8 protein-coding genes are annotated in these 13,410 nt (G+C 65.3%); 4 read left to right on the plus strand and 4 right to left on the minus strand.

The features are described 5' to 3' along the window. Positions 1-5 precede the first annotated feature (5 nt). From ABVK50_RS27220 to ABVK50_RS27235, 4 genes are all read left to right on the plus strand, one after another. Complete coding sequence (locus tag ABVK50_RS27220; RefSeq protein ID WP_353643619.1) at positions 6-1,004, plus strand: ABC transporter ATP-binding protein; 999 nt, start codon at positions 6-8, stop codon at positions 1,002-1,004. Next, the gene (locus ABVK50_RS27225) at positions 1,001-1,777 is read left to right on the plus strand and encodes an L-iditol 2-dehydrogenase (protein ID WP_353643618.1); all 777 of its coding nucleotides are present in this window, start codon (positions 1,001-1,003) and stop codon (positions 1,775-1,777) included. Before ABVK50_RS27220 ends, ABVK50_RS27225 begins: the two co-directional genes overlap by 4 nt. A gap of 185 nt (positions 1,778-1,962) precedes the next feature. Beyond that, a complete protein-coding gene (locus ABVK50_RS27230) occupies positions 1,963-3,441 on the plus strand; it encodes a mannitol dehydrogenase family protein (RefSeq protein WP_353643617.1) in 1,479 nt (492 codons plus the stop codon). 187 nt (positions 3,442-3,628) lie between these two features. Then, on the plus strand, positions 3,629-4,420 hold the full coding sequence (locus ABVK50_RS27235; RefSeq protein ID WP_353643616.1) for an SDR family oxidoreductase: 792 nt from the start codon (positions 3,629-3,631) through the stop codon (positions 4,418-4,420). A gap of 77 nt (positions 4,421-4,497) precedes the next feature. Here ABVK50_RS27235 and ABVK50_RS27240 read toward each other — a convergent pair whose 3' ends face one another. The 4 genes from ABVK50_RS27240 to ABVK50_RS27255 form a co-directional block, all read right to left on the minus strand. After that, complete coding sequence (locus tag ABVK50_RS27240) at positions 4,498-6,426, minus strand: hypothetical protein (RefSeq protein ID WP_353643615.1); 1,929 nt, start codon at positions 6,424-6,426, stop codon at positions 4,498-4,500. 137 nt (positions 6,427-6,563) lie between these two features. Then, complete coding sequence (locus ABVK50_RS27245) at positions 6,564-10,250, minus strand: hypothetical protein (RefSeq protein ID WP_353643614.1); 3,687 nt, start codon at positions 10,248-10,250, stop codon at positions 6,564-6,566. Positions 10,251-10,261: 11 nt separating this feature from the next. After that, a complete protein-coding gene (locus ABVK50_RS27250; RefSeq protein WP_353643613.1) occupies positions 10,262-12,235 on the minus strand; it encodes a hypothetical protein in 1,974 nt (657 codons plus the stop codon). 325 nt (positions 12,236-12,560) lie between these two features. Next, positions 12,561-13,172: a LysE family translocator gene (locus ABVK50_RS27255; RefSeq protein ID WP_353643612.1), complete on the minus strand. Its 612-nt coding sequence runs from the start codon at positions 13,170-13,172 to the stop codon at positions 12,561-12,563. Positions 13,173-13,410: the final 238 nt, after the last annotated feature.

The following is a 13,410-nucleotide window of genomic DNA, read 5'->3' on the forward strand; positions in this document are numbered from 1 at the left end:
AAGCCATGGGCCAGATCACGCTGAAAAAAGTGTCGAAATCCTTCGGGGCGACGGTGATCATTCCGGAGATCGACCTGACCATCGAGGATGGTGAGTTCGTCGTCTTCGTCGGCCCGTCGGGCTGCGGCAAGTCCACGCTTCTGCGGCTGATCGCCGGGCTGGAGGACACCAGCGCCGGCGCGATCGTCATCGACGGTCGCGACGTCACCGGCGAGGCGCCGGCCAAACGCAAGCTGGCGATGGTGTTCCAGTCCTACGCCCTCTATCCCCACATGACGGTGGCGAAGAACATCGCCTTCCCGCTGAAGATGGCCGGCGAGGACAAGGCGGTGATCGACCGCAAGGTGGCGGAGGCGGCGCGCATCCTCAACCTCACCAATTATCTCGACCGGCGGCCGGGGCAGCTTTCCGGCGGCCAGCGCCAGCGCGTCGCCATCGGCCGCGCCATCGTGCGCCAGCCTTCGGCCTTCCTGTTTGACGAGCCGCTGTCCAACCTCGACGCGGCATTGCGCGGGACGATGCGGCTGGAGATCAGCGAACTTCACCACCAGCTCAAGACGACGATGATCTACGTCACCCACGACCAGGTCGAGGCGATGACCATGGCCGACAAGATCGTGGTGCTGAACGCCGGCAATATCGAGCAGGTCGGCTCGCCGATGGAGCTCTACAAGACGCCGAAGAACCTGTTCGTGGCGGGCTTCATCGGCTCGCCGAAGATGAACCTGATCAACGGCGCAGTCGCTGCCAAACAAGGTGCTGCGACGATCGGCATCCGCCCCGAGCACATGCAGATTTCGACCAGTGCGGGCGAATGGAAGGCGACGGTCGGCGTCGCCGAGCATCTCGGCTCGGACACCTTCCTGCATGTCAACGCCGACGGGGTCGGGCCGCTGACCGTGCGCGCCGACGGCGAAATCTCGGTGCGCCACGGCGACACGGTTTTCCTGACGCCCGATCCAACAAAACTGCACCGGTTCAGCGAAGACGGGAGAGCCATGTGACGAAGAGATTAGCCGGCAAATCGGCGCTGATAACGGGCGCTGCGCGCGGCATAGGCCGCGCCTTCGCCGAGGCCTATGTGCGGGAGGGCGCGACTGTCTGCATCGGCGACATCAACCTGGATGCGGCGATGAAGGCTGCCGACGAGATCGGCGAGGCGGCCTACGCGGTCAGCCTCGACGTCACCGACCTTTCCTCGATCGATGCGGCAGTGAAGGCGGTAGAGAACAGAGCGGGCGGGCTCGATATACTGATCAACAATGCGGCCCTGTTCGACGCCGCGCCCATCGTGGAGATCGCCAAGGCGAGCTACGACCGGCTGTTTTCGGTCAATGTCGCCGGCACGCTGTTCATGATGCAGGCCGCGGCCCGCTCGATGATTGCCGCTGGCCGGGGCGGGAAAATCATCAACATGGCGAGCCAGGCGGGGCGGCGAGGCGAGGCGCTGGTGGCGGTCTATTGCGCGACCAAGGCCGCCGTCATCTCGCTGACCCAGTCGGCGGGACTCGACCTCATCAAGCACGGCATCAACGTCAACGCCATCGCGCCGGGCGTCGTCGACGGCGAGCACTGGGACGGCGTCGACGCGCTGTTCGCCAAATACGAGAACCGGCCGCGGGGCGAGAAGAAGCGTCTGGTCGGCGAAGCCGTGCCGTTCGGCCGCATGGGCAGGGCGGAAGATCTGACCGGCATGGCGGTTTTCCTAGCCAGCGCCGAGGCCGAATACATCGTCGCGCAGACCTACAATGTCGACGGCGGCAACTGGATGAGCTGAGGGGGATGAACGCTCTCTTCTCCCCGTCCTTACGGGGAGAAGATGCCGGCAGGCAGATGAGGGGCACGCTCACTATCTCAGAAGTTCGTGCTGCCCCTCATCCGACCCTTCGGGCCACCTTCTCCGAGACGGGGAGAAGGGGTCGTCGAGGGCGGCGCGACGCAGCGAAATGAGGTGCGGTTCACATGATCATAAAACTTTCCGCCGATGCTCTGACAAAGCTCCCCCCAAACGTAGCGCGCCTGCGGTACGACCGCACCGACCTCACTCCCGGCATCCTGCATTTCGGCGTCGGCAATTTCCATCGCGCGCACCAGGCGGTCTATCTCGACGATTTGTTCAACGCCGGCATCGACCGCGATTGGGCGCTGGTCGGGGCGGGGGTTTTCGAGGACGAGAGAGCGGGGCGCGAAAAGCTCGCGAGCCAGGATTTCCTGACCACGGTGGTCGAACAGGACGACGGCCACATGCAGGCGCGGGTGACCGGCGCGATGGTCGATTTTCTCGTCCCCGGCGACAGCGCCGCCATCATCCGCCGTCTCGCCGATCCCGCGATCCGTATCGTTTCGCTAACCATCACCGAGGGCGGCTATTTCATCGATCCGGCTTCGGGGAAATTCAATCCGGCGTATCCCGCGATCGTTGCCGACGCGGCTGAGATCGACCGGCCGTCCACCGTGTTCGGCATCATCCTGGCCGGACTGAAGCAGCGTCGGCAGGCAGGAGCGCCGCCCTTCACGGTCATGTCGTGCGACAACATCCCTCACAACGGCCACGTCACCGCCGACGCGATCATCGGCTTGGCACGGATCGCCGATGAGGGCCTGGCTGACTGGGTAAGCGAGAACGTCGCCTTTCCCAACGGCATGGTCGACCGCATCACGCCGGCCACGACCGACCGCGAGCGCTCTCTATTGGCCGAAAAATTCGGCGTCGACGACCATTGGCCGGTGTTCTGCGAGCCGTTTCGGCAATGGGTGCTGGAGGACAATTTTCCGGCCGGCCGGCCGGCGCTGGAGAAGGTCGGCGTGCAGTTCGTCGACGACGTCTCGCCCTTCGAGCTTATGAAGATCCGTATTCTGAATGGCGGCCACGCGACGATCGCCTATCCGGCCGGGCTGATGGACATCCATTTCGTGCACGAGGCGATGCAGGAGCCGCTGGTTCGGGCATTTTTGGCCAAGCTCGAGCGCGACGAGATCATCCCGACTGTGCCGCCGGTGCCGGGCGTGGTGCTGGAGGAATATTTCGAGCTCATCGAACGGCGATTTTCCAACCCGAAGATCGGTGACACGGTGCGGCGGCTCTGCCTCGACGGCTCAAACCGGCAGCCCAAATTCATCATCCCGACCATCGCCGACCGGCTGAAGGCGGGCACGGGCGTGGAGGGGCTGGCGCTCGAATCAGCTCTGTGGTGCCGCTACTGTTTCGGAACCACCGAATCCGGCGCCGAGATCGCGACCAACGATCCGAATTGGGACCGGTTGCTGACGACCGCCCGCGCGGCACGGGCCGATCCCGCCGCCTGGCTTGCCATGGAGGACATTTACGGCCAGGTCGGCCGCTCGCCGGTTTTTTCGGCGGCGTTCGCCGACGCGCTGAAGGCGCTATGGCGGGAGGGTACGCGAGAGACGCTGAGGAGGTATTTGGAGGGTGGCTTATGAGTGCCCCTTGGCCAAGACAAAGCCGCCCCTCGCCCTTACCCTCTCCTGGTGAAAACGGGGAGAGGGGGGCGCCAGCGTCGCCGCCTATCTCCTCTCCCCGTCCTTACGGGGAGAGGATGCCGGCAGGCAGGTGAGGGGCAACTCTGTCTATGCTAAAGCTTGTGCGGAAACGATCGGGGAGACTTTCATGAACCTCGGACTGAATGGAAAGGTCGCCGTCATCACCGGCGCGAGCGTCGGCATCGGGCTCGGCGTAGCCGAGGCCTTCGCCAGGGAAGGCGCGAACCTAGTGATGGCCGCGCGCGGCGAAGAGCGCCTTGCCGCCGAGGCCGCACGGATTGCGCGCGAGCATGGCGTCACTGCTCTTCCGGTCGCCTGCGACGTGGCGACGGTCGAAGGCGCCGCCGCCCTGATCGAAGCGGCGCGGCAAAAATTCGGCGGCGCGGATATTCTCATCAACAATGCCGGCACCGGCTCCAACGAGACGATCATGGAAACCGCGGACGACAAGTGGCAGGCCTATTGGGAACTGCATGTGATGGCGGCGGTGCGGCTGGCGCGCGGCTTCGTGCCGATGATGCGTGCGCGGGGCGGAGGAGCCATACTTCACAACGCCTCGATCTGCGCCGTGCAGCCGCTGTGGTACGAGCCGATCTACAACGTCACCAAGGCGGCGCTGCTGATGTTTTCAAAAAACCTCGCCAATGAGGTGATCAAGGACAATATCCGCGTCAACACGGTCAATCCCGGGCTGATCCTGACGCCAGATTGGGCGAAAACTGCCAAGCAATTGACCGCCGACAGCGGCGGCGACTGGGAAGGCTACCTGCAATCCGTCGCCGACGAGAACGCGCCGATCAGGCGTTTCGGCACGGTCGAGGAACTGGCCAACTTTTTTGTCTTCCTGTGCTCGGACCGGGCAAGCTACGCGGTCGGATCCACCTACCATGTCGACGGCGGCATGTTGAGAACGGTTTGAGGGGTGGCGGTCGGCGTCGCCCCCGCAAACGAACGGGGCGGCCCAAGCCGCCCCGCCGGTAATGTCCGGCATTCCGTTTACTTCTGCCGGCGCAGCTGACGCCTCGCCTTAGGCAGTTCGAGCGGGCGGAAGGCGGACGCCTTGTTGCGCTTCGGCTTCGGCGCGATGAAGGTCTTGACCGGAGCGCGGTCGGGCTTGCCGACGCAATTGCCGCGAACCAGTTTTTCGCCCCTGGCGCAATTCTTGGTCAGCGTCGGGATGCGGACGCAATTCTTGCCGACGAGCCGAAAACCCTTTTTGCAGAGAATGCTGACTTCCGGCTTCTTGATGCATTTGCCATTGACGCGCAGTTCGGTGCGCTTGCAGGCCTGCGCGATCGCCGGTTTCTTCACGCACTTCTTGCCGACCAGGTCGAAGCCCGGCTTGCAGAGGATGCTGACGTCCGGCTTGCCGACGCATCTGCCGCGGATCAGCTTTTCGCCGCGTTCGCATTTCGGTTCCGGCGTCACGACGATCGCGGGGAAGATAGGTTTCGCCGGGTTCGGCCGCGGGTCGGAGGTAACGTCGTCGACATTCGGGTCGATCGCCGGGTTGTTGCAGGTGAAGTCTTCCTTGTCGACGGCGACCGTCACCGGCGCAGGCCGCAATTCCTGCAGCGTGCACTGGATCGAGCGCGTCTTGGTGATCGAGAGGTCATGCGCGCCATAGGCTTCGAACACGCCGCTGCCCTGGTCGTAGCCGGTCGCGGTTCCGGTGAAGAAGGCGCCGTTGGAGCAGCTTATGCGGTAGTCGAAATCGCCTGGCGCCTGGCGGGTCACCTCGAAAAACACCTGTCCTTTACGCGGGCAGGATTTGTCATGGCCGGCGCTGTCGGCGACGATCACCTCGCCCTGCCATTGAGCCTGCGGGGGCGGAAACAGCGGATCGTTGTCGTTGGGCACGGTTGTCAAGCCGCCGCCGCCCGGGCTGGTGCAGTGGACGGTGATATCCTTCCAGCCGTCGAACGGCGCGAAGGGCTCGTTCTCGACGATCTCGGTCTTGAACTGGAAGTAAGAGGTCGTGCCGACGTCTTCCCAGCTCTCATATGTGGCGAAATAGCCGTTCTTGGCGGCGTCGAAGGATGCCCAGGCCTGCGTGAACTCCGAGGTGATCGGCCCCCCATTCTTCTGCCGCCAGATGCGCATCGAGACCGGCCCGGCCTGGTTTGCCTGGGCGCGGGAAGTCACCTTCAGCGCAGGGCAGACGGCGCCCGGATTGGAGCCTTGCTGAAAGTTCTGGTAGGTGGTCAGGAACAGCTTCACGTCTTTGACGTCGAACGCGCCATGATCATGCGCGAGATCATTGGTCGGCGATTTTATCACGGGATCGCAGACCACATGCACGTCGAACTCGCCATGCGCCGAGTGGGTGGCGTAGGTGACGTCGAATGGCCATTCACCGATATTCGCCTCGGTGATGACGTTGTTCATATTGAGGATCTTGTCGGTCTCGGCGACGAAGGTGGCGTTGAACTTCTGCGAGAACGAATAGGATTTCGTGGGGCCGTCGGGCTGGAGATGCTGGTTGCATTTGGCGATGATCTGGTCGCCATAGGGGACGACCGCAATCCCGCCCGCCGACACCGGTATTTTCGACGTGCTGAAGGTGAAGTTCTGCTGGTGCGAATAGTCGCGGCTGTTCGCCAGATCGCTCCAGATCATCGGGAAGGTCGCGCATTGCTGCGCTCCGCAGACGCCGAGCGCAACCCCCACTTCGCCGACATAGCCTGGCCATCTGGTGTCGAGCTTCATGTGCCCCCAGAACTGAACGTTGCCGCTTTTCAGCTTGTCCCATTTGTGGCCGTCAGTGGAGATGACATGGATGGTGGTGTTGACGCTCTCGGTACTGAACGACATCGATTTGACGTTCGCGGGGTCCGAAAGAGCAGGCGTGGCGGAGAGGGCGGCAGCAGCGGCGAGCGCCAAGGCCGGGACGGTACATTTCATTGATTTCGCAGTTGTAAGCATTGGTTCCTCCTGGATGATGTTCATTTCCGGAGGTGTGTCGCCCGGCCTCGCAAAATGGTTCACGGGCCGGCCCGAGTCATGCGTGGCAACAAAAACCCGCCGGCTGGACCGGCGGGGTTCTGGTCGAGGCTTCGCAGTTACTGGACCTGCCTGTTGTTTGACGGCTGCTGCTGCTCGCGTCGGGGCAGTATCCTCCTCAGCGTATCCGGATTGATCTGGATGTTCGGCTGAGTGGGTTGTGTCACCCTGCGGCAGTTCGGAGGCGTGCCGACCGTGCCGCGCGGGCAGCGGAGCGGCTGGACCTCCACTTTGCGGCAGTTCGGCGGCGTGCCGATCGTGCCACGCGGGCAGCGCTGCGGCTGGACGGCCACGCACTGTCCGTTGCGCAGCACCGTGCCTTTCGGACACTCGACCGCGACCTGCCGGCACTGGCCGCGCACCAGGCGCGTACCACGCGGGCAGATGCAACGCCCGTCTTGCGTCCGGATCTGGCCGGGAAGCAGCGTGCACTGGCGCACCGGCGGCTCGTCCCTGACGCAGCGGTTGTTGCGCAGCTCGGTACCGCGCGGGCAGATGCATCGACCGTCCTGCGTCCTGATCTGGCCGGGCAGCAGCGTGCACTGGCGCACCGGCGGCTCGTCTCTGACGCAGCGGTTGTTGCGCAGCTCGGTGCCACGCGGGCAGATGCAGCGCCCGTCCTGCGTCCGGATCTGGCCGGGCAGCAGCGTGCACTGGCGCACCGGCGGCTCGTCCTTGACGCAGCGGTTGCTGCGCAGCTCGGTTCCGCGCGGGCAGATGCAGCGACCGTCCTGTGTCCGGATCTGGCCGGGCAGGAGGCGGCATTGCTCGGTCTGCGGGTCGCGCGGCTTCGGCGTCGGGGTCGGTATCCCGCCCTGGTCGCCTGTGCAGCGGCCGTTGCGGAATGTCGTCCCTTCCGGGCAGACGCAGCGGCCCGCATCGTTCATCACGAACCCTTCCGAGCACCGGTCCTTGGGCTGCTCGGGCTTCGAGATCGTGAACAGGTGGCAGGCATACTGCCCTTCTTCCGGCGAGCCTTCGACGAGCGACTGGCCCTCCGAAAGGCCGCCATTGCGCACTGGCGTGCCGGGGCTGAGCACGGCCACGCAGTTGCGGCCGTTGATCGAACCGTTCTGGTTGTCGAAGCGGCCGTCGTCCGGGATCACCACGGTGACCTGGTGGACCCTGGCTTCCCCTGCTCCAAGCGAGAGGTCGGCGACGCACGAGATGGGCAGCGTCGTCGGCTCCGGCGCGCAGCCAAAGGGCGGCACGATCTCGGCGATCTCGACGCCTTCGAGACGGCCGAGGCCTTCGACGCCGATAGCGTCGCCGATCCGCACCGGCCCGTTGAACGCCGTGTCGCTGTCGTTGCGGATGGTGACCTCGAACGTGCAGGGCTCGCCGACGCGGCATTCGCGGTCGCCGGTCTTCTCGACCCTGATGCTCGATCCGCCCTGATCGCAGGCTTCGCCGATCGGGTAGACGATGTCGTCTCCCGGAGCGGGCCCGTACGAGGCGCGTGCGCAGTTCTCGAACCGTTCGTTCGGCGAGACATTCACGGTCACGTCGAAATGGCGGCTCGTTCCGGGCGTCATTACCTCGCCCGGGATCTGGCACGACAGCGTGTCGGCCGGAACCGGTCCGCAGCTCCACTCCGCGCCGTCGGGTGTGACGGTCTGGATCTGGACGGGCGTGCCGGCGCCGATCAGTTCGGCCGCGTCGGTGACCCGGACCGGACCCGAAGGCGCGGTGGTGCCGAGGCTGGTGACGGTGATGCGGCAAGCATATCCGGCAGCGCCCGCAATCGCCTCGCAGGTCTTGGTTACGCGCAGCGTCGGCTTGCCCGGATCGCGGCGGGGGATACGCGCGGTAGCGCAGGCCTTGTTGTTGGCGAGATCGCTCTCGTCGGCAACGGGCAGCACTTCGGCGCAGTTCTCGAGTAGGTCGGCGGGGAAATCGTCGCCGACGATCGCCTTGACGCCAAGCGGGATGGAAGCGCCCGGAACCAGCACTACGCCCGGATGGTCGCAGCGGAACCGCCCGGCCACCTCTGGCACGCACGACCATGGCGGCGAGGGCACGAAGTCGGACGAAGCCGGGACGTTTACCGGATATTCGTCGATGACGGTGATCGGGCCGTCGATGGTCTCCGTGCCGGTGTTGATGACGTTGATGATGAAGAAGCAGACGCCGTCCGGCGAGCAGACCGGTGTGCGGGCGTGCTTGGTGATGCCGAGGTCGACCTTCTTCTCCACCGGAGGCCGGCAATCCCGGTCGTTGGGACGGCAGAGCTTGATTGCCGCGCAGGCCCTGTCGTTCGCCTGCGAGCCGAACAGCTCCTTCCCGCTCGCCGGATAATCATACGCGGCGCAGTTGCGGATGTAGCGCGCGTCCCAACCGGGACCCGGCTTGAAGCCGAGCTTCAGGTAGATGGATTCGCCCGGATTGAGCGTGGTCGCGGGATGCTCGCAACTCATAGGGCTCACCAGCGGGGCGCAGACCCAGGGCGGGTTAGGGCCGCTGTCGACCGTCGCGTTGCCGGGCAGGGTGACCTCGTCCAGCACGATCTTGCCGTTATAGGGCGCGTCGCCGACATTGGAGACGGTGATGGTGAAATTGCAGCCGCCCTCCTCTGTGCAGGTCGCCACGTCCGCGCGCTTTTCGACCTTGATGTCGGGTTCGCCGCGCTCGTCCGGGCAGTCGAGATCGTCGGGGATGACGAGGTCGACGGTCTGCGTGCAGCAGAGGCCGACGCCTTCTTGCGGTCCGGCATAGGTTTCGATGCCGGTGACGATCAGGTGGACGACATCGCCCGGCAGTGCGCCGGTGATGGTCCAGGCGAGAACGCCGCCGCCGGCCGGCACGAGCTGCGCCGCCGGCGCAACGGTTACGCCCGGCGTCGTGGTGCGAAGCTGCACCCACTTGCCGGCCATGTCGGCGCCGACAGGCATGTGGTAGATGAAGGCGCCGCCGCCAGGCACGCAGTCGACATCGCCGGTTTCGACCTCGAAGCAGGCCTCGTCGCCGCCCGGGGGTGGTGGCGGAGGCGGCTCGCAATCGGTCACGTCGATGCCGATTTTCGTCGGCTTGCCGGTCAGGAAATCGCCGTCGTCCGGCAATGCCGGGTCATGCGAAGGGATCTCGATTGCCGCCGCGCCCGGGCGGGCGAGCGTGACGAAACCCTGATTGTCGACCGTGGTCGCCGCCGGGAAGGCGGCGTGGTCGATTTTTGCCGTAATGATCACATCGAAATAGCGCCGGTCCAGAAGGCCGTCCCCGTCGAGGTCGGCTCCCGACAGGCGGAAATCCTCGATCGTCACCGTGTCGTCGAGCGAGCCTGTCGTCGAGACGGAAGCCGCCGGGGCGGGTCCGCCCGCGGCGTCCGTGATGTCGCCGTTTATCTCGACATTGACCACCGAAAGCCCGGCCGGAAGCTGGTCGCGGAAATCCATGCGGATCGCCTTCAGCTGGTTGCTGAACACGTCGCTGTTCAGGACTTCCGGTTCGCCTTCCGCGCCGAAGCGCAGCCGGTATTTGACGTAGTCGCAGGATATCTGCTTGCCGATCTTCTCGAAGAACGGCTCGACGCGCTCGCGTTCGCGCAGCGGTTCGTCTCTCCTGTCGAGTTCGAGGAGTGGCGTTTCGGGTTGTGCGGCGGCGGGTGCGATGCCCAGGGAGGCAAACGCTAGCCCGGCCGCCATCAGCCAGCGCGACGCGCGCGCGGCGATGGTTGCAGGTTTCATGATCGTCTCCGTGACATCGGTTTCGGGGCGCCCCGCAGCGGGAAGATGTGAGAACATGGTCATCTCTCCCTCCCTCACGGTTCGCAGCTTGCGGGTGGCGTTTCGAGCGTCACCGTGACTTTGCAGCACGGGTAGTAGCCGCCCCGTTCGGAATCGGCTTCCTTGTAGAAGCAGAGCCCGACATCGACATTCTCGCCGGGGAAGTGCCCGGTGATGCCCAATGTGAACGGAGCGCCTGCAGGCTGGGTCTGCTGCAGGGGCGAAACGCCGATCCCCGGTGTCCTGGAGTCGGCCTTGATCGTGTCGCCGCCGATGCCGGCGACGTCACGCACGTAGAGATCGGCCTCGAGCCCGGCCGGCGTGCAGAAATACTCGACGGCATCGAGATCGATGCAGGGTGGGATGTTCTCGCCCGGAGGCGGGAAGATCGGCGGCCAGATAGGCGGCAGGTAGCCGCCGCCCGGAACCGGCTCGTAATAGCCCGCGCGCCCTTCGCAGGGCCGCCAGACTTCCACGTCGCCGACATGGCCCTCGACTTCCGGGTCCTCGAAGAAGCCATCGAAATCGACGAACCAGCTGCCGAAAGGCGGCTCGTTCTTCGGTCGGACCAGCGGCGTCGGCGTGATCTGCACCCCGTGCACCGCAGTTGGCCCGCCGGCGATGAGCTGCTCTTCGAGCGCCGGATTGTCGCGCAGCTTGTCGCCGGTCTTCACCAGCGTGTCGGCGCAGGCATTGCTGTTCAGATTGCCCTGCGCGTCATAGCCATATTGCAGGTCGATGCCGCCCGCGCTCTGGCGGTGGCCTTCGGGAAAGCCGACGGCATATTCCTCCGGCGCTTCCACCCAGAGCGATTCCGTCGCCGGATCGTCGGGGCTCTCGCGCCAGTAGCGCAGCACGACGCCATCGCCGGAATCGGCGAAGCGGCTGTAGTCGTAGCGGTTGTCGATCTCGCCCCGCTGGGCGAGATACATGAAGCCGCGCGTATCGAAAGCGATGTCGGTTACGGGCAGTTCTTCGGGTGCGGCGACCGTCAGCTCCCAGCGCGGATCGCCGGCGAAAGTCCCGTCGCGGGCGATGCCGACGGACCAGATTTCCGCCTTCTCGCCGACCGCGTAGTAGAGCCGGCGGCCATGCACCTGGACGCCCCAGACACGCCGTTCGTCCTGCGTGAAGCCCCACGTGTCGGGATCCTCGCTGTCGAAGGCGGCGCCCTCTATGTCCATCACCGCGCCGTCGTCCGCGACCGGCTCGAGGCCGCGCGCCGGCCGCCCGGCAACGCCATGATCGAAGATGTCGATCAGGACGCCGTCGGCGCCGATGCGGTGGATCAGCCCGGTGTCGAGGTCGGAGGCGAAGAACTGCCGGTGCGCCTTGTCAAAGGCGATATTGCCGATGCCCGGCCCGCTATTGCCGTCGATATCGGCGAACAGCGAGACCTGTCCGGTCAGCCCGTCGATCTTCCAGAGCGTGCCGGGACCGCCGCCATTCTCCTCGGCGAACTGGCCCTCCATGAAGGTCGCGCCTGCGGCGCCGCGGCGCTGGCGTTCCGGCCTGCCGTCATCGTCCTCGTCGGGCGTGACGATGCGGACGCCGTGCAGCGAGCTTGCGGCCGCGTAGAGGTTCGGCACGTCGCTCGGAATGCCGTCGCGGACGCCGTCATCATAGGCGAGGCCGAACACCTGGCCGATCTGCCCGGCCATCACCTCGAAGGGCTGCGGCGTATAGACGAGCTGGCCGGTCGGCGGGCCGCCGAGCGCATTGACGTCGAAAACGCGCAAGGTCGCGCGATCGAGGTCGATGAAGGTTTCGTCGACCGGGTCGACGCCGGGCGGCAGCCCCTCGTCGAAATTGGGAATGATGGTGCCGGAGAACCCTGTCACCGCCATCGATCCGGGATAAATGATCTGCGTTTCCTGCGCCCTGCCGGGGCCGGCGAACCATAGCCCGGCGGTCAGCGCCAGCGCGACGATCGCGCTCGTCGAGGCAAGAGCGCTGCGGCGGCGATGGGGAAGGGCGTGCAGGATTGATGTTCCGCGGACATGCGGCATGAGGCTTCTCCCGAATTTCGTCGGAGAAACCACCGGTGCGGCCGCGCGAGCTATCGCTGCGTGTCCGGCACTTTCCCCCCTGGCAATACGGTATCCGCCCCTCATCTGCACGTTACGCGGGCAATGACGTTGCGTCAACGGGAACAGGCCAAAGCCCAGCGCATCCGTTCCGTCGCGAAGACGGTGGTTGCGCCGAACGCCGGCCGGGCCCGTTGACCCGTAACTGTTCATGGTCATGGGTTTTCCTTTCCGGGGCCGCACCATGCGGCTCCTGGACGCTCAGTCGCGGTGGAAAGGAAAAAGGTTCATTGGGTCGGTCGAGCAGTCACCGGTCGGAAAGCGCCAGCCGCAACCCCAGCGCGGCAAAGGCGCCGGCGAAACCGCGCCGCAGCCAGGCAAGCACGCTGGGCCTTGAAATGACGTAGCGCCTTGTCGCCGAGGCGAACGCGCCATAGCCGACGAAGACGATGAAGGTGAGCGCCATGAACACGCCCGCCAGTCCCAGCATGGTGGAGGTCGGGTTCGGCGTGTTCGCCGGCACGAATTGCGGCAGGAAGGCCAGGAAGAACAACGACAGCTTCGGGTTGAGGATGTTCAGCATGAAGCCGCTGGCGATGATCCTTGCCGGCGATAGCGCCGCGTGGCGTTCGGAAATCTGCAGCGCGCCGCCATCCCGCATCACGCCCCAGGCCATGTAGAACAGGTAGGCGACGCCGAGATACTTGACGATCTGGAAGGCCAGCGCGCTGGTGTGCAGCAGCGCCGCCAGCCCGGCGATGCTGGCCGCTATATGCGGGACGATGCCGAGCGTGCAGCCGATTGCCGCGAGCACGCTGGCGCTCCAGCCCCGGCTCAGCCCGAAGGCCAGCGTGTAGAGCACGCCAGTGCCCGGCAGGAGAATGACGATCATTGAGGTCAGCAGGTATTCGGGTGTCATGGGAGGCGCTCCTTCGTTTGAAGGCCTGATCAAAAACCGGCCGGCCGGCTTCCGTCTTGAACGAAATTGCGGCGCGAAGGCCATTCCGGTTCCAACGGAATGCACGGGTTGCCGGCCACGCGAGCCGAAGACTGTGTCGATATTGCTGGCCTGCAGGTCGACTCCGCGATGGTGCACCCGCGGTCCGGTGATATTTTCCGTGGGCAAGGGCTTTTGGGGACAAGTTTCCAAAATGGGC

Source organism: Mesorhizobium sp. WSM2240 (assembly GCF_040438645.1).
In the GTDB taxonomy this organism is placed as follows: domain Bacteria; phylum Pseudomonadota; class Alphaproteobacteria; order Rhizobiales; family Rhizobiaceae; genus Allomesorhizobium.